Raw genomic sequence first — 21,329 nt, 5'->3', positions numbered from 1 at the left:
AATTATGTTTTAGAAAACCCTCCGTTTAAGTGACTGCTGAAATACTAAATGGAGGAGTATATGTCTGAACTTGAGACGCGTGTGGAATGTAAGAGCCTTCTTAAAAAAGTGATGAAGGCTGAAGAGACAATCCAGTTTTTTAAACCTGGAATGAACCTTGGCTGGTCAGGTTTCACACCTGCCGGTTACCCGAAAGCCGTGCCCATAGCGCTGGCTGACTATGTTGAAGCCAACAGCCTCCAGGGCAAATGGCGGTTCAACCTCTTCATCGGGGCATCTGTCGGTGCGGAAACAGAAGACAGATGGGCTACCCTTGATATGATCGACAGAAGATGGCCGTACCAGACAGGCAAAAACATCGCTAGAGGCATCAACACCGGCCGCATCAGAATGGGTGACAAACACCTTTCCCTCTTCGCCCAGGACCTTGGTTACGGTTTCTATACAAAAGATACGGACTCCGGCAGGCTTGACCTTGCCATCCTTGAAGTCTCCTGTATTAAAGAAGACGGAAGCATTGTCCCCACGGCCTCTTGTGGTGTAATCCCTGAAATCCTAATGGTTTGTGATAAAATTATCCTTGAGGTTAATACAGGGCAGCCTTCATTCGAAGGCATGCATGACCTTTTCATGCCGGGAACCCCGCCCAACAGACAGGTTTTCAACATTACAAAAGCAGACAGCCGCATAGGTTCAACGTCCATCGCGTGTGACCCTGAAAAGGTTATTGCCGTTGTAGAGTCAAAATATCCCGACAAAGGCCGCGCTTTTACGGAAATTGATGCGACATCCGAAGCCATTGCAGGCCACATCATTGATTTCTTTGGTGCTGAAGTGAAAGCCGGACGTCTTCCTGAAAATTTACTTCCACTCCAGTCCGGTGTGGGCTCCATCGCCAATGCTGTTGTGGGCGGTCTTGCCAAAGGACCTTTCGAACACCTTACCGTTTACACGGAAGTGCTTCAGGATACCATGCTTGACCTGTTTGACTCCGGCAAACTTGATGCCGCGTCTTCATGCTCACTTTCCCTTTCCGAGAAAGAGGGTTTCCCGCGTTTCCTTGCAAACAAGGATTTTTACGCAGACAAGATCGTTCTTCGTCCGCTTTCCGTTTCCAATGCGCCGGAGGCGGTCCGCCGTCTCGGAGTTATCTCTATGAACACACCTGTTGAGTTTGACATTTACGCCCATGCCAACTCAACACTTGTCGGTGGTACAAGAATGATTAACGGTATTGGCGGTTCCGGTGACTTCCTCAGAAACGGTTTCTTGAAAATGATGCACTGTCCGTCTGTCCGGCCGACAAAAACAGATCCGACAGGCATCACATGTGTTGTTCCCAAAGCGCCCCATATTGACCACACAGAGCACGACCTTGACGTTGTCGTTACAGATCAGGGACTTGCAGACCTTCGCGGTCTCGCGCCGAAAGAGAGAGCCCAGACCATCATCGACAAATGTGTACACCCCGAATATAAAGATATCATGCAGGAATACCTTGACATCGCGTCTAAGGCCACGCTTGCAAAAGGTATCGGTCATGAGCCCCAGCTCTTTGACAGATGCTTTAAAATGCAGATGAATCTTGCGAAAAACGGCACAATGAAAATTGACAACTGGGACGTACCGGAAATCGTTTAGTTAGCCGGAACACGGTTAAATCGGCACCATCGAAGGCTGACGCTTTCCCAGGTGCCTGCTGCAGAATATACATTCAGGGGAGCCTTAACAGGTTCCCCTTTTTTTTTCGAGTTCAGAATGTTAAAGATCCAACAAAGCCACATTGGACCGGAGTAAACGCTTATGAAAACATACCTGTCACTTATCATTACCGCATTGATTCTGTTGCCCTGTATCGCAATCAGCCAGGAGAAGCAGGCAGCATCTTCGGTGCCCGGAGCTGCTGCCCAGACCGAAGCAAAGAGTGATGACCCGTCAGCATCGGAAGCTGAAGCCCAGCAGAATACCCTTGAAATTCTCAAGTCCATTGTCAGAAGCAAAACAACGCTAAAACAGCGTATGGATGAAAAGAAACAGGCCATGGGAAAGGCCAGTTCCGAAACCGAAAAACAATATTTCACCCAAGAGCTTGCCGAACTGGACAAGCAGATGGCGGATGCGGTGACCGATTTTGAAATGACTGCCACAGGTGTTGAAATTGGTCAGTTTGTGAACAAGAAAAAAGAGCGGTTTGACTGGAAGGACGAACTGCTCTCCCTGGCCGAACCCGGAATTATGGAGCTTAAGCGGCTCACGGTCAAAGCCAGGCATAAATCAAAACTCAATGATGAACTGGCCAGTTACCATGAGTTGCTTCCCGTGGCAATCAAAGCCAGAACCCGTATTGAGTCTTTAATCAGCCAGGCCAAAGACCGTGCACTGGTATCTGCCCTTAAAAATATTCTGCCCGAGTACAAAAGCCTTGAAAGCCAGATAAAAAACAAGGAGGACCTGGTCCAGCTTAAACTCGACGAAATTGAGCGGCAGGAGAAATCGGTCCTTGACAGCACCCAGGACTCTGTTAAAAGATTTTTCAGAACCCGGGGATTGTACCTGTTTCTGGCCATTTTGACCTGCATCTGTGTGGTGCTGTTCATCAAATGCCTCTACCAGACCCTGATCCGCCTTGTGCCCGGATACAAACTGGTGTACCGACCCTTTCATATACGGGCACTTGAACTGGTGTACCGGGGTATGACGGTTATACTGACGGTGCTGGCGGTCATTGCGGTTTTTTATTTTGTGGAGGACTGGGTCCTGCTCTCCCTGACCATTATCTTTATTATGGGGGTGGTGTGGACGGCCAAGTACACCTTACCCATGTACATGGACAAAAGCAAACTGATGCTCAACATCGGTGCGGTCAGGGAGGGAGAACGCATGATGTACCAGGGTGTTCCCTGGCGGGTTAAACATATCAATTTTTATACCTTGCTGGAAAATCCTGATTTGGGCATTACGCTGAGGATACCCATCACGGAACTCATTGGCAAAACATCCAGGGAATTTGACCCCCATGAACCCTGGTTCCCCTGCCGGAAAAATGACTGGGTGATCCTTTCCGACGGGACCCGGGGCGGCGTGACCCGTTTGAGCCATGAAACCGTGGAACTGGTGTTGAGGGGCGGCGCGAAAAAGACCTATCAGACGGCTGATTTCCTGGCCATGTCGCCCCTGAACCTCTCTGTAAATTTCAGGCTTAAAGTGCCTTTCGGCATTGGTTACCGCCACCAGCAAGACGCCACGGCAAAGATTCCCGAACTCCTATCAGACTTTATCCAAAAGAAGATTGAAGAAGAAGGATATGCCCAGGACCTGCTGAACCTGAGGGTGGAATTTGCCGAAGCCGGGGCCTCTTCCCTGGATCTTGTGGTTATTACTGATTTCAAAGGCAGCCAGGCACCCGTGTACAACCGCCTGAAACGAAGCATACAAAGATGGTGTGTTGATGCAGCCTCCCAGTACAACTGGGATATTCCCTTTCCCCAGGTTACGGTTCACCAGGAGGCTTGATCCATTGCTTTTATACAATTTAATTGGCGTTTGACATATCCATTTTTCCTCCGCCCATGACCTTGTAAAGGTTAATCAGGTTGCTCAGGTAAGCCTGTTTCAGGGCAATGGCTCCCTGTTCCGCGCTGAAAAGCGAACGCTGGGAATCCAGAACCGTGAGGAAATTATCTATGCCGTTGTCATACCTTGCCTTGGACAGATGATACGCGTCCCGGGTGGCAGATACCAATGCATTCTGGGCATCCAGCTCATCCTTGTAGTGTTTGCGTGCCGCCAGCTGGTCTGCCACTTCCCTGAACGCGGTCTGAATGGCGCCTTCATACTGGGCTGCCGCAATTTTTTCTCCAACGGTTGCGGCATCCAGACTGGCCTTGAGTCCTTCCCGATTGAAGATGGGAATGGTGACACTGGGAGAAAAGCCCCAGGAAAGGCTTCTGGACGGATCAAACAAATAGGAAAGGCCCTGGCTGGCAAACCCGAGGGAACCGGTCAGGCTGATGGTGGGGTACATGGCTGCCCGGGCCGCACCAATGTCTGCGTTGGCCGCCTTCAACTGATGCTCGGCTGCCTGGATATCCGGCCTGGCCAGAAGAATCCCGGAAGGGAGCCCCGCCGGCAGTTGGGTCAGAAATCCGATGTCATCAATACATTCAGGGGTTTCAGGCGCCTTGATAAGATCATACACCCCGGGACCCGCAAGGTACACCAGGGCGTTTTCCGCCTGGGCAGCCAGCCGTTTGTACTGGTAAATGGAGGCTCTGGCGCTCTCTGTGGATGTGGCGGCCTGGGCCAGGGCAAGCTGGTCTGTGGACCCCGCATCATACTGGTTTTTGATCACATCATAGGTGGATTTCTGGGCCTTGTATGTCTCCTGGGCAAGCTGCTGCAGCTTTCTTTGGGCCAGAAGGTTGACAAAGGCGTCTGCGGTCTGGGCCACCAGGGCAATGCGGGTGCTTGATGCAGCTTCCCGGGTGGCAAGATATGTCTCAAGAGCGCTTTGGCTCAGGCTTTTGACCCGGCCGAAAAAATCAAGTTCATAGGCCGTGATGCCCAGTCCCGCACTCATGGATGTATCCGCAGTATATTGTTTCCCAAAACTACTGCTGTCTTCGGGGATACCCTGGCGGCTTAAGCCCGTGCTGCCTGAAATTACAGGCAGCTCATCGGACTTTTTGATCCGGTAGGCAGCCTTTGCCTGTTCAATATTGAGCAAAGCCACCTTCAGATCCCGGTTGTTTTCCAGGGCCATGGCAATGATCTGCTGCAGGGTCCGGGATGTAAAATAATCCTGGAAGGCAATGTCGGCTGCGGCCTGACCAGGCCCTGGATCTGCTTTGGGATCCTCGTCAGGCCATGTGTCAGCCACCGGCATTTCCGGCTGCCTGTATTCGGGGATAAAGGAACAGCCGGCGGTAATCAGCAGTAAGCCGGCAACGGCTGCCGTAATCATTGTATTTGGCATGAATCATTCTCCTTGACCGTTTTCGGTCTGTTTTTTCTTTTCACTGCCCCTTTCAATGAGGATGAAAAAGAGGGGAACAAAGATAATGGCCAGGGATGTGGCTGCCACCATGCCGCCGATAACGCCGATACCGATGGCATTCTGGCTGGCAGAACCCGCACCGTCGGAAATAGCCAGCGGCGTCACGCCCAGGATAAACGCAAAGGAGGTCATCAGAATCGGGCGGAGCCGAAGTTCGGCAGCGGACAGGGCAGATTGAATCAGCCCCATACCGCCCTCGTAAAGGCTCTTGGCAAATTCCACAATAAGAATGGCGTTTTTGGCCGCAAGACCCACCGTGGTCAGCAGTGCAATTTGAAAATAGACGTCATTGCTTAAGCCTGCCCATTTTGTGGCAACCACGGATCCAATGATCCCCAAAGGCACCACCAGCATGACGGAAAACGGGATGGACCAGGATTCGTAAAGGGCTGCCAGGCACAGGAATACGAACAGCAGTGACACCGAGTACAGCAAACCGGTCTGGGAACCGGCCATGCGTTCTTCATAGGAGATCCCTGTCCACTCCAGGGCAATACCCTGGGGAAGGTTTTGGGCCAGGTCTTCGATAATATCCATGGCCTCGCCGGAGCTGGCACCTGGGGCCGGAGCCCCTAATATCTCCACGGATGAGGTGCCGTTGTAACGCTCCAGCTTGGGGGAGCCGTAGGACCAATCACCATATGAGAAGGAAGAAAACGGCACCATTTTCCCCTGGCTGTTGCGTACATGCCACCGGTTAATATCTTCGGGCAGCATTCTGGAAGGGGCATCACCCTGGATATAAACCTTTTTCAGACGGGATCCGTCCATAAAGTCATTGACGTAGGATGACCCCCAGGCAGTCTGCAGCACATTGGTGATATTGGCTGTGGTGACCCCGAGGGCTTCGGCCTTTTCATAATCAATGTGCAGGGCGTACTGGGGTACATCAGACAGGCCGTTGGGCCGGACACCGACCAGTTTGGAGTTCTGAGCCGCCATACCCAGCATCTGATTTCTGGCATTCATGAGCGCTGCATGGCCTAAGCCGCCTCTGTCCACCAGCACAAAGTCAAACCCCGTGGCATTACCCATCTCCATGATGGCTGGCGGAATAAATGCGTAGATGGAGGCATCCTTGACGCTGTAAAGACGTTCCATGGCCCGGTTTGCAATGGCTGCCGCCTTCTGGTCGGGACGATGGCGTTCTTCCCAGTCCCTGAGGTTCAAAAAGCCCATACCCATGTTCTGGCCCCGGCCGGCAAAGCTGAAGCCCACAACGGTGAACAGACTTTTCACATTTTCAGATTCCTGATTCAGATAATAGTTTTCGGCCTTTTCAATGGACTGCTGGGTGCGCTCCATGGTGGCACCGGGAGGTGCTGAAATCATGGTCATCATCGTACCCTGGTCTTCGTCGGGCAGAAAGCCTGTGGGAATTCCCTTGAATATCCATACCAGGGCGACAACAATCATGGCGTATATGATCAGAAACCGGAAAATCCGGGTGGCGGCATATTTGACGCTGGACCGGTAGGTGGCCTTGGTGAGATCAAACCCCTTGTTGAACCAGCCGAAAAAGCCCTTTTTGTTTTCGTGGTGACCTTTTTCCACGGGTTTGAGCATCGTGGAACAAAGGGCCGGGGTCAGGACCAGGGCCACCAGAACCGAAAGGCCCATGGCCGATACCAGGGTCAGGGAAAACTGGCGGTAGATAGCACCGGTGGAGCCGGAGAAAAACGCCATGGGAATGAATACCGCCGAAAGCACCATGGCAATACCCACAAGGGCTCCTGTGATCTGATCCATGGACTGCCGGGTAGCTTCTCTGGGCGGCAGCCCTGTTTCAGACATGACACGCTCCACGTTCTCCACCACGACAATGGCATCATCCACCAGAAGGCCGATGGCCAGGACCATTGCAAACATGGACAATACGTTGATGCTGAATCCAAATGCGGAGAGAGTGCCAAAGGTGCCCAGAAGGACCACGGGCACCGCAATGGTGGGAATCAGCGTTGCACGGAAGTTCTGCAGAAACAGGTACATGATGAAGAAGACCAGAAAAATGGCCTCGATCAGGGTTTTGATTACCTCCTGGATGGAGAGTCGGACAAAGGGCGTGGTGTCATAAGGATATACGATTTTAAGGCCCTTGGGCATAAAAGTGGAAAGTTCTGTGACCTTGTCCTTGATCCGCTGGGCCGTATCCAGGGCATTGGCACCCGTTGCAAGGCTGATGGCCATGGCGCAGGCCGGTTTCCCATTGAAACGGGTTGTGTTCCCGTAATCTTCCGACCCCAGTTCCACCCGGCCCACATCCTTGACCCGGATCTGGGCGCCGTCCGTATTCACCTTGACCAGTATTTTGTTGAAGTCCTCCATGGTTTTAAGTTTGGACTGGGCTGTCACAACCGCGTTAAGCTGCTGCCCTTCAACGGCGGGGCTTCCGCCGAGCTGGCCCGAGGAGACGTCGGCGTTCCGGGCCTGGATGGCGGCAATGACATCCGAGGGCATGAGGTTGAAGGCATTGAGTTTTTCAGGATTGAGCCAGATGCGCATGGAATGCTGGGAACCAAAGACTGTGAGATCGCCCACCCCCTGAACACGTGCAACAGGATCCGCCATGTTGGACTGGAGATAGTCGGCAATATCACCGTCGCTCATCTTACCGTCTTCGGAATACATACCTGCAAGCAGAAGATAGCTCTTTGTGGCCTTTTCGACAGTGATGCCCTGCTGCTGAACTTCCTGGGGCAGAAGGCTTTCCACTTTGGAAATTTTGTTCTGGACCTGGACCTGGGCAATGTCAGGGTCTGCTTCCGGTTCAAAGGTCAGGGTGATTTCAAGCTGGCCCGAGGAGTCACTGGAAGATGAGAAATATCTTAAATGATCAATACCGGTGAGAGCCTGCTCAATGACCTGGGTCACACTGTCCTCAAGCACCTGGGCCGAGGCGCCGGGATAGTCGGTTTGAATGGAAATACTGGGCGGAGCAATACTCGGGTACTGCTCCACCGGAAGCGTCATGACGGCAAAAATACCGGCCAGCATGATGACGATGGCGATAACCCATGCAAATATGGGTCGATTTATAAAAAAACGAGACATGTGTTTATCCTGCTGTCATTTTATCCTGTTCTCAGGAGTTGGCGGATGCTTTGTATTCTATGGTCGTGACCTTGGCCTGGGGGCTGATCTTCTGGATGCCTTCCACCACCACCCGGTCTCCGGGAGCCAGGCCCGAGGAGACCACCCACTGGTCTTTAACCACCTGGAACACGCTTATGCTCCGGTACTTGACGATGTTGTCCTTGTCCACCATCCATACGGAGACAGAGGCATCTGCATTGCGGACAACTGACTGCTGGGGAACCACGACAGCCTTCTCTTGGCGGGACTGTTCCACCCGGGCCCGGACAAAAAGTCCCGGTAGAAGGTCATTGTCCGGATTAGGAAACAGCACGCGAAGCTGAACCATGCCGGTACTCTGGTCTACCGTGACATCAGAGAACAAAAGTTTTCCTTCACGGTCATAAGGGGTGCCGTCCTTGCCAATGAATAGGCTGACCATGGAGTTTGCCTCAGGATTGTTCAGCCCTTTTTTCAGGGCCAGTAATTCTTCGCTGGACTGGTTTACGTCCACATAAATCTGGTCCAGATTCTGGACAACAGCCAGGGCCGTCGTTTGATTGGCCGTAACAAGAGCGCCTTCGGTCACCGATGACTTGCCGATGCGTCCGGAAATGGGAGAAAAAACCTTGGTGTAGTCCAGATTGATTTTAGCGGTGGCCAGATTTGCCTTGGCAACAGCCACGTCGGCCTGGGCCTGGGCCAGGGCTGCCACGGTATCGTCATACACCTGGCGGCTGACGCCGCCCACTTTCACCAGGCGGCTGTACCGGGCAAGCTTGGGTTCCACCGCCTTGACGTCAGCCTGGGCACGAACCAGGCTGGCGGATGCGGATTCATATTCGGCCTTGTAAGTGGAGGGATCAATTTGATAAAGCTGCTGCCCTTTTGTAACCAAACTGCCCTGGGTAAACATCCTTTTAAGGATGATGCCTGTTACCTGGGGGCGAATTTCAGCCACCTGGTATGCAGAGGTTCTGCCGGCCAGATCTTTGGTGAATACCACTTCCTGGGGCCTGACCGTATAAACGGCCACCTCAACCGGCGGACCGGCCTGGGCAGATGCCTGCGGGGCCAAAGCCGGGGCCTGATCTTTTTGTTCCCCTGCCCAGGGCAGGGAAAGCTGTCCTGAAAAATACAAGAATCCACCACCAATGAGTACGGCCGTGACAAAACCAAGCAAAAAACGCTTCATAACGATCTCTCCTGTTCCTTAAGTATACTTTTGTCCAGAAAGCGGACTATTTCCTGTTTGACTTTTTCCAGATCCTGAACTGGTTCCTCCCGGTATGACAGGGACTCCAAAGGCCCCACCACCGTACCGAAGATCATGGCAGCCATCACATAGGGGTCCACATCCGTGAACTGCCCTGACCGAATGCCCTCCCGGCAAACATTGACCAGGGGGATGATGGTGGTGTACATGCGCTCTGTAACGGCATCGGCTGCCGAACGCTGGCTCTGGATAAATTTAAAATAAAGTGGGTATTCCTTCTGGAAATTAAATACATTATCCACGAATGCGTATATTTTTTCCATGGGCGGGATGTTTTTTTCAAATATTTTGCATAATTCCTTTTTAATGGGAATGATCACAGTTTCATGGACCGTGTTCAGCAGGTCTGTTTTGTTTTTAAAATAGTTGTACAAGGTTCCTTTGGACACGCCGCACCTGTCCGCCACCTTATCCATGGTAACGGGCGTTCCTTCCTGGATCATTGCCAGCACTGTTTTTACCACCTGATCCTTGAGCAGACGGTTCATCATCTCTTTTCTTCTGGTGGACGAATTCATTTGATATTTCCTTGGGTTTGTACCCGGTCTCGTTCCTGTGGGGAAAAGCAAAAGCATTTTCTGACCATAGTGTCTAACAAAATGACCAGATAGTCAGAAAATGACTTTCGCGTATAATAAGAATGACACCAGTTTCTGTCAAGGGTGTTTTTTAACCCTGCAAGAACACGAAGTCCGCGATGATATAATAGATTGTCAGTGAGGCGGGGTGGCGGTGAGCTTTTAAAAGCCCCGGAAAAAACGATCCGGGGCGTCAGGACATTGGGGACAGGTACTTGGGACGATGTTACGGTTTACCCGTGGTCCTATTCAATTTTATTCAATTTCGAAACCGCGTTCACCGTGGATGGCATTATCAAGACCGGATAGTTCCTGGTCCGGGGTTACCCTGATTCCGCCGGTAAGTGTTTTGGTGATATAGATGACGATCAGCGTGGCAATGGCTGCAAAGGCTGCGGTGCCGATGACGGAAAGAAGCTGGATGCCCAATTGTTTTGCATTGCCGTAAAAAAGGCCAACAGCCCCTTGTGTAACTGTGGGTGTAGCAAAAAGACCCGTGGCCAGGGCACCCCAGATGCCGCAAAGCCCATGGATGCCGAAGGCGTCAAGGGAGTCGTCATACCCAAGCTTCTGCTTGATTACGGCTACGCCCACATATCCTAAAACGCCGGCCACTGCGCCAATGGCAAATCCGCCGCCAAGGGAGACAAATCCTGCTGCCGGTGTGATACCCACCAGCCCGGCAACCGCGCCGGAGGCAAGTCCGAGAACCGTTGGCTTTCCTGATATCTTCCACTCAGTGAACAACCAGGCAAGTCCTGCAATGGATGCTGCCGTGTTGGTGACCATGAATGCGGATGCTGCCACGCCGTCGGCTGCCAGTTCACTGCCTGCATTGAATCCAAACCAGCCAAACCACAGAAGCCCTGCTCCCAGGGCAGTAAACGCAACTGAGGAAGGGATCATGGGTTCCTTACCGTAGCCATTGCGTTTGCCTAAGACCAGGGCCAGTACCAGGCCTGATACACCGGCATTGATGTGAACAACATTGCCGCCGGCAAAATCCAGGGCCCCGATGTGATGCATCCATCCCCCGCCCCATGCCCAGTTGCATACGGGTGTATAAACAAATGTGATCCACAGGATGGTGAACAGTATCCAGGAGGAAAATTTCATTCTGTCCACCACAGAACCCAGAACAATGGCAACGGAAATGCAGGCAAAGGTCATCTGGAACAGAACAAAAATCAGGGTGGGAATGGAGCCGGATACCGAATGAATGTCAATGCCGGATAAAAACAGATGATTCAGATTACCGATGAAAAGAGAGTCGCTTTTTCCAAAGGCCAGTGAATATCCCCAGGCCACCCAGACCACCGATGCCAGACAATAGGCCACAACCGTCATGGCAATGGTGTTCAGCAGGTTTTTGTACCGTGACAGACCACCGTAGAACAGGGTCAGGCCAGCCGGCGTCATCATCATGACAAGGGCCGTGGACATGGTTACCCATGCGGTGTTTCCGGTATCAATGCTACCTTCTCCGGCCAGGGCCGGGCATACATTTAACAGGAGCAAGCCAATGGTGAGTACACAGTGTCTGAACATCATATTTTCCTCTTCTCGGGTTAATAAAGATAGCTAATCAATAAATTTGTCTTTAAATATTTAGCAAATGCTATACCAGATGTGTTCTACCGCTTGATCTCACATGGGCAATATCTTGAAATTACAAGGAGAAAAATAGGGTAAAATGTTGCACGATGAATCGCATTGATAAATAGAAATTTTTTGATTTACAATAATGTAACATTAAAAACCAAAACAGGATACAAAAATGTTGTTTTATCCTGGAGCACCTTAAGTATCGCTGGTCATCTCTAAATCCAGGCTAAATATGGGGTTGATTTTAGATCCCAGGGAAATGGGTTTAATTTGAAATTACATGATTGTAATTTTGTATCAGATCCGGCGCGCCTGGGTAGACATTGAGCATGTTGATCAGCCGCCGGCAGTTATTAAGCGCCTGGCCCAATTTGGTATGGCGGGGTAGAGAATAAAACAGTACAGCCCAAGTGATGAATAGGTTATCACTTGGGCTGGACTGTTTTTATATATGGATTTATTTATCTTTTTTTACACAGGCATTCTCCTCTATTGAGCCGTCCAAACACTATTTAAAAAGTGCTACGTCAAATCTCTGCCCGCCAATAGCAGCTTCATACATCAGCCCGCCTTTGGCGTGAATAAATACAGCCATACCTTTATAATACCCGGTTTCTGCCTGAACGCCTGTGGCCGGCCCGGCACTGGCCCCGGCGGTGCCGCCGTCACTGCCGGCCTTGGCCTGGGCCCCTGCAGTGACCGCTACGGCTGAAACCGATGCATCAAATTCATATGACCCTTTGGTAAATTCATCATAGGCCCGCTTGTCCTGGAAAAAGACGATTTCGGAAAAAGCCTGCCCGCCCAGCTGGAAACCAACAGTTATTTTGACAATGGTGGCGGTACCGGTAATCCGACCGGCCTGATAAACCCGGCCGTTGCCATAGGCCCCTCCGACAAAAATGCCGCCCTTGCCCACTGTGGGAAATACCGCATATCCATAGCAGCTGTTAAAAAAGGGCTGGACCGCCTCGGCCTTCTTAAACACATCAATCGCACTGGTGTATGAATCCGCAAACGCCGGAACAGTAGAACAAAGGGCTAAAAGACCTGTCAGCATAATAATGAAAAGTTTTCTGGGTTTTTTTATGGATTTCATTAATCACTCTCCTTTAAGGGCTGGGGTGGTATGTCCGGCAACCCTTTCAGGAGTGGCAGGCGCTGCAACTGCTGGTGGGGCCGGATTTTTCCCCGGCATTCTTTTTTGCTTTATGGCAGGCAATACAGGTTTTAGTCATCACCTGTTTTGCTTTAAGGGTTCCTGCGTTCTTTGCCTCATCCAAAGCGCCCGTTTTTTTTTCAAAATCCTTGTGACAGACGGCGCAGTCCTTAACAATGGTCTGGTGAAGCTGATGTTTAAATGGAACAGGTCCCTTGCTGCGGCCGTTCAGGATCAGTTCAGGGCGGCCGTTGTCCTGGGCCATTATGCCGGATACCGGGATCAATGACAGGCCTGCAACGATAAAACAGGCGGCAAGACAGGTTGCGATCACTTTTTTGTTCATTTTTTTCGTCCTTTTTAAGGTTACCGGATTAAAAAACCTGATAAAATTATTACCACAGATGTTCGGGAAAAGACAAGAAAAGGTGATTTCGTGAAACTTCTGAGCATCTGTTGGATACTTGACTTTACTCTGTGTTTTAAACAAATTGTCCGTCATTGACCATGTGGCTGGCAAAAGCCCTTGATCCCTGAGGGTGGCTCATTTTCCATGCGTATGTGAGAGACAAAAAAATCCCTGAATTCATCCTCCCTGTGGCTGACGTATAAAATGGTGCTTAACTTTTCTGCTGCCACCTGGCTTAAGAAGTCCAGAACAGCATTGCGGTTTGTCCGATCCAGCCCGTGGGTGGGTTCGTCCAGGACCAGAAGACCGGGCAGTTTTATCAGGGCACGGGCAATGAGCGCCAGCCGCTGGTCTGCATAGGAAAGGGTGCGGAAAGCAAATTCTGCTTTATCTGACAGGCTGATGCGTTCCAGCCAGGCCAGGGCCTTTTTTTTGTCTTCAGGTCCTGGCCGCCGGTACAGGCCAATGGAGTCATAAAGACCGGATAGCACACAGTCCAGGACGCTGCCGGAAACCCGGTAGTTGCGGTGAAGCTCCGTGCTGACAATGCCCATCCTTTTTTTCAGCTCCCAGATGGACTCCCCGGTGCCCCGGCGAGTGCCGAACAGCCACAACCGGTTCCGGTAGCAGGCCGGATGGTCGCCTGTGATCACTTGCAGCAGGGTTGATTTGCCGCAGCCATTGGGGCCTGACACCAAGGTATGGTCGCCCGGGGACATGCACAGGTTAAGGTGTGAAAAAACAGATTTGCCCGAATACCCCGCATGTCCGTCTTCAAGTCTGATCAGTTCTTTGGAATGCGGCGTTTCCCCGGATGCAACACCTTTGGAAAAAGCGGTTTCTGCAAGCTTCAGATCCGTCACGTTTGCTGAAAAGTTTGCCTGTCCCTGTAAGTCAAAAAGCCTGGGTAATATTTCCTGCCGGGATCCTGAACGTGTCATGGTTCCATTTTCAATAACCGCAATATGGGTGGCACTTAGGGGAATATCCCCGGGATCATAAACAAAAACCAGAATCCCCATCCCGCAACTCCTGCAATGATCCAGTGCCAGATCAAGCTGGCTGCACCCTGCCTTGTCCAGGCCGTCAAAGGGGGACTGGATCAACAGCCACCGGCTGCCCGAGGAGATCCGGGACAGCAGCAGCAGTTTTCTTGTCTGGCCCGTGGATAGCTGCCGATAGCCCTGGTCCAGGACATGATCCATGGCAAAGGCCCGGATCATGTCTGCATGTTGATCCGGATCATGGATAAAGGCCCGGGCCGACGTGCCCGGATCCAGACGATCCATGAAATCGGTGTCGTCATTTTTGAGTTCCTGTTCAAATACCGCCTGCTGCCCGGCAAAGGAAAATATTCCCATATCCTTGGGCAGGCGGATTTCAGCGTCCTGGATTTTCCAATGGCCCGGGGACAACAGGTTGAAAAAGGTGTCAATGCCGGATCTGTTCCGGCCCAGAATACACCAGAACTGACCGGGTGTCGCTTCAAACAAAGGGATCTTTAAATCAGGAATTTTTACATTTGTAAGTTTCATGGCCGTATTCAACCAGGTTCATGGCATTTCAGCAAGCTTGAAATTACCTTTGACTGTATTTGAACAATTGGTTTTGCAAAATGCCTGATATTCTGGTAAAAGCCTCCGATGGAAGAGAATATCGTGTTGAATGCACAATAGGAGAGGACAGACAGATGAACGATTTTCAGCCCAAAACCATATATGTGGATGTGGATGATGTCGTATCCAGAACCACAGAAACCTATCCGGCTGTTGTGGCCCAGGAATTCGGTAAGACCGTGTCTTTTGAAGACCTGACCGGTTTTGATTTGAAATTTTGTTTTCAGTTGACGGATAATGAGTTTCAATATTTTTTTGACCTGGTTCATCAGCCTGATTTTCTTCTGGGATTTAAGCCGGTGGCAGGGGCGGTTCAGACCCTGAAAGCCTGGGCTGATATGGGGCACGTCATTGATATTGTAACGGGGCGTCCCACCTCGGCCCAGGAAGCTACCCTGGCCTGGCTTGCAATGCATGATGTGCCTTTCAGGGGATTCCTCATGGTGGATAAGTACAACCGTCCCGGAAACGACATGTCCCTGGTCATCTCAAAAGAGGAGTTATCCATGATGGATTACGATCTGGCCGTGGAAGATTCCCCGGACATGGCCATGTTCCTGGCCCGGGACATGGATGTGCCCACGGCATTGATCCACCGGCCCTGGAACCGGGAGTGCATCATACATGAAAACCTGATTCGGTGCGCGTCCTGGAAAGAAGTTCACCCCTTGGTCAAAGAAATGGTACTTGAAGAAAACGAGTGAATTATTTAAGAATCCCGCATTAAGGCAGGATTACGCCTTCTTTTTAAGGCAGTTTCTGCAGATGCCGTCCAGGCGCATTTCAACTTTGTCTATGCGGCCCGGAAAGGTATTCTCAAAGTCATGGAAATCAATGTTCACAGTTTCGGGGGTCAGGCAGTCCATGCGCCCGCACTGGGTGCAGTAAAAATGAGGGTGGGCCTGGTGCTGGGCATTGGGGGCCATGCCGTAGTAGGCAGCCCGGCCACCGGTGGCGATCCGGGCCACGACCTGTTTTTCCACCAGCAGATCCAGTATACGGTATACGGTTACCCGGTTGATGGAGGCGGATCTTTCCAGGGTTTCGTGGATATCTGCCGCAGACAAAGGAAAATTGTTACTGCCGATGATTTCCAGTACCCGCAGCCGGTTAGGGGTAGGCGTCACCCCCCCATCTTTGAGCAGTTGCCTGTAATCACAGTGAATACACATGATGTTACCTTTTTAGCTCTCCGGCACGCCGAACCGTTCTGGGTATAAAGCCCCGGATCTTTTCAACACCCAGGGAGACCAGGAATAGAGTACCGGCCACCATGATGATGGCCGCCCCCGAGGTCAGGTCAAACCGGTAGGACAGATATAGTCCTGCCAGGGTGAAACAGGCCCCCAGCAAGCTTGAACCGGCCATCATGGTCCCCAGGGACCGGGCATATTTTTCCATCATGAACGGCGGGATGGTGAGCAGCGCAATCACCATGATCAGTCCCACCACCTGGATCACCATGACCACGGTAAGTCCGAGCATGGCTATCAGTGAAAAGTAAATTCCGCGCACCGGGAGCCCCCGCAGACCCGCAAATTCCTCGTCATAGGAAACCGCCATAAGTTCCTTATAAAAAAAGACAACCAGGAGAAGAATCAGGGCACCGATGATTCCCATGATGATCAGGTCTGATCCGGGCACGGTGAGAATGCTGCCGAAAAGATAACTCATCAGATCCACATTATACCCCGGGGTCAGGTCCACCAGAATAATGCCGAATGCCATGCCCACGGCCCAGATTACACCAATGACCGTATCGGCCCGTTGCCTGTTGTTCAGGGTAACTGCTGCCATGACCAGGGAAGCACCCAGGGAAAACCCCATGGTGGAAGGAATCACCGGCCAATTAAAATAAAATGCCATGCCGATCCCGCCATAGGCGGCGTGGGCAATGCCCCCGGAGAGGAACACAATGCGGTTCACCACCACCAGGGTGCCCATGATGCCGCAGATAATGCTGGTCAGAAGTCCTGCGGCCAGGGCATGGCGCATGAATTCGTACTTAAGGATTTCCATTGGCACCCCCTGCGCTTTTATGCCCTGCCCCGGGCAGGACCTGGGTCAGCACCTGGACCCGGCACACATCTTCCACCGAGCAGGCATACATGGTTTCAAGCATCTGTCCTTTAATCTCCTCATGGGAGTGGTAATGCAGCCCATGGTTCACACAGGCCACGGATTTGACATAACCGGACACGGCAAACAGGTCATGGGTGACCACCACAATGGCCACATCCTTATTCAGGGTTTCAAGCAGATTTAAAAAATCCGCCTGGCCCCTTGAGTCGATGCTGGCCGTGGGTTCGTCAAGAAACAACAGGCGCGGTTGGGTCATCAGGGACCGGGCAATGAATACCCGTTGGCGCTGTCCCCCGGAAAGCTCCCCGATCTTTTTGCGGACATGGTCGGCCATGCCCAGGCGCGCCAGGGTGGATAGCCCATCTTTTTCACACTCTTTTCGGGTCCGCCTGGACTGCCCGAAACGCCCTCCCGTGCCAAGACACCCCATGAGTACCACATCCAGGGCGGTAATGGGAAAATGGTCATTGATATGAACGTTCTGGGGCACATATCCCAGGGCCTGGCTATGCTTGCCGGGACGCTCCCCTAACACCCGGATTTTACCTTTATCAGGCTTAAGCAGACCCAGGATCAGCCGGAGCAGGGTGGATTTTCCCCCGCCGTTGGGGCCGATAACAGCCATGAAATCATGTTCCCGGATGGTCAGATTGATGCCGGAAAGAACAGGCTCTCCATTGTATGAAAAATCCACATCTTCAACCGTGACCAGGGCTTTTTCTAAAATCTCGACTATTTCAGGGCCTCCTTGAACTGTTCAGCCATTTTTTTCATATTATCCAGCCAGTCCGGCGCCAGGGGGTTGGCCGGTATAACCTGGCCGTTGATCTCCTTGGCCACAAGTTCTGCACTTTTGGTTGAAAACTGGGGCTGGACAAAAATCACTTTGATTCTTTGGTCCCTGGCATGCCGGATCAGTGCCTGCAATGTTGCCGGCTTCGGGTCCTTGCCTTCTATTTCAATGGGAATCATTTTCAGGTTGTAATCCCGGGCAAAATACCCCCATGACGGATGAAAGACCATAAACTGCATGCCAGCGTTATCCTTTAACATCTGCGAAAGATCCTGGTCAAGGAGATCAATCTCCTTGATAAAGGCATTATAATTGGCTGTGTAGAAATCCTTATTTTCAGGATCTGCAGCGGTAAGTGCCCCAAGGATGTGGCCGGCCTGGATCTTGACCAGTCTGGGGGAGAGCCAGATATGGGGGTCCAGACCGGCATGGCCATGATCATTCCCGTGGTCATGGTCCTCTTCTGTCCGGGCCTTGTCATCATGGTGATCTGCCTGGTCTTCCCCCTCGTGATGGTGCGCACCCATGGGCTGTTTTTCTATGCCTTTATCTGTGTGGACAATGGTCATATCCGGACTTGCAGATGCAATTTTGTCCAGCCAGAACGTTTCAAAGGGCACGCCAATGGAAAAATAGAGGCGGGTTCCGGATAGTTTGGCCATTTGTGCGGGTTTTGGCTCATATGTGGCCGGGCTTGCCCCGGGCTGGACCATTACGGAAACAGCCACTTTATCCTTGCCAATTTGTTGCACAAAATATTGCTGGGGCACGATGCTGACAAACACGGAGACCGGCGGTTTAGCCCAGGCCGGTCCATGGACCATAGCGATGATTGAAATAACTATAAAAAATTTAACAAACCCTTTCATGTCAGACTCCTTTTAAATGGATTTTTTATCGTTATATCGGGTGGAATCATGAATAACACATCAATGCAACTTTATTGCATTTTACAAAAAAGGCAAGGAGGTTTTATTTTTTCATAAAAATACAGTGGATTCTGTATGCTGACTGCGAGCCTTATATTTTACCATGAAGAGCATGAAGAATTGCTGATTAATTGAGGTCTTCATTGTCTTTATTAAAGGTGGGAAGTTTAACTACCGGGACCCCTTCCTTTTCCAGGGTCTTTTCCTCTTCCCTGGTGGTGGTTCCCCGGATCTGTTTGAAATCCTTGACACCGTAATGCATTTCCAAAGCTTGCTTGGCAAAGGATGAGCCTACATTTTCGTAGTTGTTTTCAACGTACTGGGTCATCTTTTCGGCAAACTCGGCCATGACGTCCAGTTGGGCCTGGGACGCCATCTTTTGATCTGAACCGGCAGGACCTGGGGACGCAGATCTTCGGATGGCCACGGCAGACAGCTTGGGACTTACAGAGAAACTGTCACATACCGGGCATTGCAGAAGGCCCTGGGCCTGCTGCCGGTTAAGATCGTCCCGGTCATCAAACCAGCCTTCAAAAACATGGCCGTTAATGCATTCCAGATCAAATACTATCATATGTTATCAAATTATATTTCCAATAAATTAGTGGGATATATGTCATTTCACCATCTTTTTCAATTGGGAAATGCGATCCAGATCCTGTTGTGAACGCACACAGGGAAACAGACTGTTGTTGGTCAGCACCGGATGGGCCGTGATATCAAAGCGGGCGTTTTTTACAGCATCCGCCCACATGGCGGTATGGGGAATGGGGGTGTAATAGGCCAGAACCGGGGTGAGTCCCAGGCGTTTCACCAGGGTGATGGACCCTTCCACCTCATCAAGGTTCTGGCCGGGCAGCCCGCATAAAAGGTAAGCGCCCAGCTGATCCTTTGCAAATCCTGCCGTGCGCAGGTGGTCCACGGCCGTAAGAAATTCATTCTGTTTAACCTTAATGTCGTGGCGATGAATTGAAAAATCAGCGGTTTCAAGCCCCAGGCGGATGGTTTTAAACCCGGCTTTTAACATCAGACCAGCTGCTTTTGCCGAGATCTCTTTTATGTGCAGGGCATTGGGGGTGTGGAAAAAGATGTCCATTTTTTTATCAATGATGCGTTCAAGCAGGGGAAACGCGTATTTTTCAGGATTGATCAGAAGCGCATCATCGTAAAAGGCAAAATTTTTCACCTGAAACGTGGTGTGCCAATGACAGATCTCCTGAAAAACATTTTCCGGGGAGCGCCGCCGCAGCCGTGGTTCAAGAAAGGACGAAGCGCAGTATTCGCAGGAAAAAGGACACCCCCGGGAGGTCAGAATCGGGGCATAGGCCATGGCGTCCTGGAAATCCAGGGCTGCAAAGGGTGTGGTGTCAAGGTCTGCCGGGTCAGGTATCTGATTCAGGGTAAATCCGGTGTACGTTTCAACCAGGTCTGCAAGGACGGGTTCGGCCGGGCCGGTGATCACCTGGTCTGCCCCGGAAAATTTTCGGGCATGGGTTTCACAAAGAGTTGCGTAAATCCCGCCCAGCACCACGGGCACGCCGGGAAAAATCGTTTTGAGCAGGGCAATGGTTTCAGCCACGCCCGTGGCCCAATAGGTCATGAGCGAGGTGACCAGAATCAGATCTGGCCGGTCCATTGCCAGAAGATCCTGTTCAATCCACGCCTTTGACGCCCCGTACCGGGTAAAATTTCCATTAGCGCCTCCCAGGTGAGTTTCAAGGGCTCGGGGTAAAGGTATCCGGGTTTTGTCAAAGGGGCCTCTGCCGTCCCAATACACCTTGACACGTTTTGTTTTCCGGGGATGAAACCGGTTCATGCAGTCCACAAATGAGACCCGCACGCGGTTCTGCCGCAGGATGGCGGCAATGGTGAAAAGTCCGAGGGGCCGGGCCCAGAAATCAAAGGCGGCAAAATCGTGGACCCAGGGGTTGACGCAAAGAATGTGGGGTGGGTCAGCTTTCAAAATACTGCATGGAGGTTTTTTTCAGCTCCCGCCGGGAAAACAGCAGGGTATAATCTTTTTCACCTGTGGCTTCGGAGACTTTTGCCGCAATGGCAAAGCATTCGTCTTCGGATGCCCCGTGCACCATGGTGTACAGATTCTTATCCCACCCGGGCGATGGATTTCTCCGGTAGCAATGGGTGATCTCATGGAAGGATGCCATGATCTTTCCCACTTCTTCCACCCGCTCTTCAGGTACTTTCCAGGCCACCATGGCATTGGCCTTGAATCCTGATTTCTGATGTTTGAGTGTGGCACCGAACCGCCTGATCATATTTTTGTCATGGAGACCGGACAGCACTTCAAGAAATTTTTCTTCTGAAATTCCGATCTGTTCGGCCATGACAAGATAGGGGCGTTTGCAGACCGGGATATCGGTCTGCAGCAGTGAAATCACTTTTTTTTCCAGATCTGTGAGGGATGTTGTCATACACTTTTTTCCAAAAGCCTGTTTTTTTATCTAGTTTTTTTATCTGGTTTTTTTTCAGGGAACAATGCCATAATCTCATCTTCACCGGCACCGCAGATGCCGCGCTCGGTGATGAATCCGGTCACAAGACGGGCCGGGGTCACGTCAAAGGCGTGGTTGGCTGCCGGGCTGTTTTCCGGCGGCACCAGAACAGATAAAATCTTTCCATCGCAAACCCCTTGCACGTATTTAATCTCGTCCGGAGCCCGCTCTTCAATGGGAATGTCTTTTATCCCGTCGGTGATGGTCCAGTCAAAGGTGGATGAGGGAAGCGCCACATAAA

At 51.4% G+C, this 21,329-nt stretch carries 18 protein-coding genes and 1 pseudogene; 3 read left to right on the top strand and 16 right to left on the bottom strand.

What is annotated here, in order from left to right:
• Positions 1-60 precede the first annotated feature (60 nt).
• Both AB7U36_RS04545 and AB7U36_RS04540 read left to right on the top strand, forming a co-directional pair.
• The gene (locus tag AB7U36_RS04545; RefSeq protein WP_428158625.1) at positions 61-1,641 is read left to right on the top strand and encodes an acetyl-CoA hydrolase/transferase C-terminal domain-containing protein; all 1,581 of its coding nucleotides are present in this window, start codon (positions 61-63) and stop codon (positions 1,639-1,641) included.
• 162 nt (positions 1,642-1,803) lie between these two features.
• Complete coding sequence (locus tag AB7U36_RS04540; RefSeq protein ID WP_428158624.1) at positions 1,804-3,513, top strand: hypothetical protein; 1,710 nt, start codon at positions 1,804-1,806, stop codon at positions 3,511-3,513.
• A gap of 19 nt (positions 3,514-3,532) precedes the next feature.
• Here the strand turns inward: AB7U36_RS04540 and AB7U36_RS04535 are convergent, their stop codons facing one another.
• The 8 genes from AB7U36_RS04535 to AB7U36_RS04500 all read right to left on the bottom strand — a co-directional run bounded on the left by AB7U36_RS04535 (position 3,533) and on the right by AB7U36_RS04500 (position 14,690).
• Positions 3,533-4,975, bottom strand: coding sequence for an efflux transporter outer membrane subunit (locus AB7U36_RS04535; RefSeq protein WP_428158623.1), 1,443 nt, complete (start codon positions 4,973-4,975; stop codon positions 3,533-3,535).
• A gap of 3 nt (positions 4,976-4,978) precedes the next feature.
• Positions 4,979-8,107 (bottom strand): efflux RND transporter permease subunit, encoded by a 3,129-nt coding sequence (locus tag AB7U36_RS04530; RefSeq protein WP_428158622.1) that lies wholly within the window; start codon positions 8,105-8,107, stop codon positions 4,979-4,981.
• A 31-nt stretch (positions 8,108-8,138) separates the two neighbouring features.
• On the bottom strand, positions 8,139-9,323 hold the full coding sequence (locus AB7U36_RS04525) for an efflux RND transporter periplasmic adaptor subunit (protein ID WP_428158621.1): 1,185 nt from the start codon (positions 9,321-9,323) through the stop codon (positions 8,139-8,141).
• Positions 9,320-9,922: a TetR/AcrR family transcriptional regulator gene (locus AB7U36_RS04520; protein ID WP_428158620.1), complete on the bottom strand. Its 603-nt coding sequence runs from the start codon at positions 9,920-9,922 to the stop codon at positions 9,320-9,322. Before AB7U36_RS04520 ends, AB7U36_RS04525 begins: the two co-directional genes overlap by 4 nt.
• A gap of 315 nt (positions 9,923-10,237) precedes the next feature.
• Positions 10,238-11,533 carry an ammonium transporter gene (locus AB7U36_RS04515; protein ID WP_428158619.1) on the bottom strand — a complete coding sequence of 432 codons (1,296 nt, stop codon included), beginning with the start codon at positions 11,531-11,533 and terminating at the stop codon, positions 10,238-10,240.
• 562 nt (positions 11,534-12,095) lie between these two features.
• Complete coding sequence (locus tag AB7U36_RS04510) at positions 12,096-12,686, bottom strand: hypothetical protein (RefSeq protein WP_428158618.1); 591 nt, start codon at positions 12,684-12,686, stop codon at positions 12,096-12,098.
• A 46-nt stretch (positions 12,687-12,732) separates the two neighbouring features.
• A complete protein-coding gene (locus AB7U36_RS04505; RefSeq protein ID WP_428158617.1) occupies positions 12,733-13,092 on the bottom strand; it encodes a cytochrome c3 family protein in 360 nt (119 codons plus the stop codon).
• 152 nt (positions 13,093-13,244) lie between these two features.
• The gene (locus AB7U36_RS04500; protein ID WP_428158616.1) at positions 13,245-14,690 is read right to left on the bottom strand and encodes an ATP-binding cassette domain-containing protein; all 1,446 of its coding nucleotides are present in this window, start codon (positions 14,688-14,690) and stop codon (positions 13,245-13,247) included.
• A 155-nt stretch (positions 14,691-14,845) separates the two neighbouring features.
• On the opposite strand from AB7U36_RS04500, the gene AB7U36_RS04495 reads away from it, so the two are divergent.
• Positions 14,846-15,475 (top strand): 5' nucleotidase, NT5C type, encoded by a 630-nt coding sequence (locus tag AB7U36_RS04495; protein ID WP_428158615.1) that lies wholly within the window; start codon positions 14,846-14,848, stop codon positions 15,473-15,475.
• A 30-nt stretch (positions 15,476-15,505) separates the two neighbouring features.
• On the opposite strand, the gene AB7U36_RS04490 is transcribed toward AB7U36_RS04495, so the two are convergent.
• The 8 genes and pseudogenes from AB7U36_RS04490 to AB7U36_RS04455 form a co-directional block, all read right to left on the bottom strand.
• Entirely contained in the window at positions 15,506-15,943 is a 438-nt protein-coding gene (locus AB7U36_RS04490; protein WP_428158614.1) for a Fur family transcriptional regulator, read from the bottom strand.
• Between the two features lie 4 nt (positions 15,944-15,947).
• Positions 15,948-16,790: a metal ABC transporter permease gene (locus AB7U36_RS04485; protein WP_428158613.1), complete on the bottom strand. Its 843-nt coding sequence runs from the start codon at positions 16,788-16,790 to the stop codon at positions 15,948-15,950.
• Complete coding sequence (locus AB7U36_RS04480) at positions 16,777-17,547, bottom strand: metal ABC transporter ATP-binding protein (RefSeq protein WP_428158612.1); 771 nt, start codon at positions 17,545-17,547, stop codon at positions 16,777-16,779. The genes AB7U36_RS04485 and AB7U36_RS04480 overlap by 14 nt, the downstream gene beginning before the upstream one ends.
• 38 nt (positions 17,548-17,585) lie before the next feature.
• Positions 17,586-18,515, bottom strand: a complete 930-nt coding sequence (locus AB7U36_RS04475) for a metal ABC transporter solute-binding protein, Zn/Mn family (RefSeq protein WP_428158611.1) — start codon at positions 18,513-18,515, stop codon at positions 17,586-17,588.
• 187 nt (positions 18,516-18,702) lie between these two features.
• Positions 18,703-19,149, bottom strand: coding sequence for a DUF1178 family protein (locus AB7U36_RS04470; protein ID WP_428158610.1), 447 nt, complete (start codon positions 19,147-19,149; stop codon positions 18,703-18,705).
• Positions 19,150-19,191: 42 nt separating this feature from the next.
• Positions 19,192-20,538, bottom strand: a complete 1,347-nt coding sequence (locus tag AB7U36_RS04465) for a B12-binding domain-containing radical SAM protein (protein ID WP_428158609.1) — start codon at positions 20,536-20,538, stop codon at positions 19,192-19,194.
• Positions 20,528-21,007, bottom strand: a complete 480-nt coding sequence (locus tag AB7U36_RS04460; RefSeq protein ID WP_428158608.1) for an Lrp/AsnC family transcriptional regulator — start codon at positions 21,005-21,007, stop codon at positions 20,528-20,530. Before AB7U36_RS04460 ends, AB7U36_RS04465 begins: the two co-directional genes overlap by 11 nt.
• Before the next feature lie 26 nt (positions 21,008-21,033).
• Positions 21,034-21,329, bottom strand: a pseudogene (locus tag AB7U36_RS04455) (S-methyl-5-thioribose-1-phosphate isomerase); the annotation flags it as partial.

The sequence above is a fragment of the Desulfobacter sp. genome, assembly GCF_050177295.1.
This window is presented reverse-complemented; position numbering and strand designations above follow the sequence as displayed.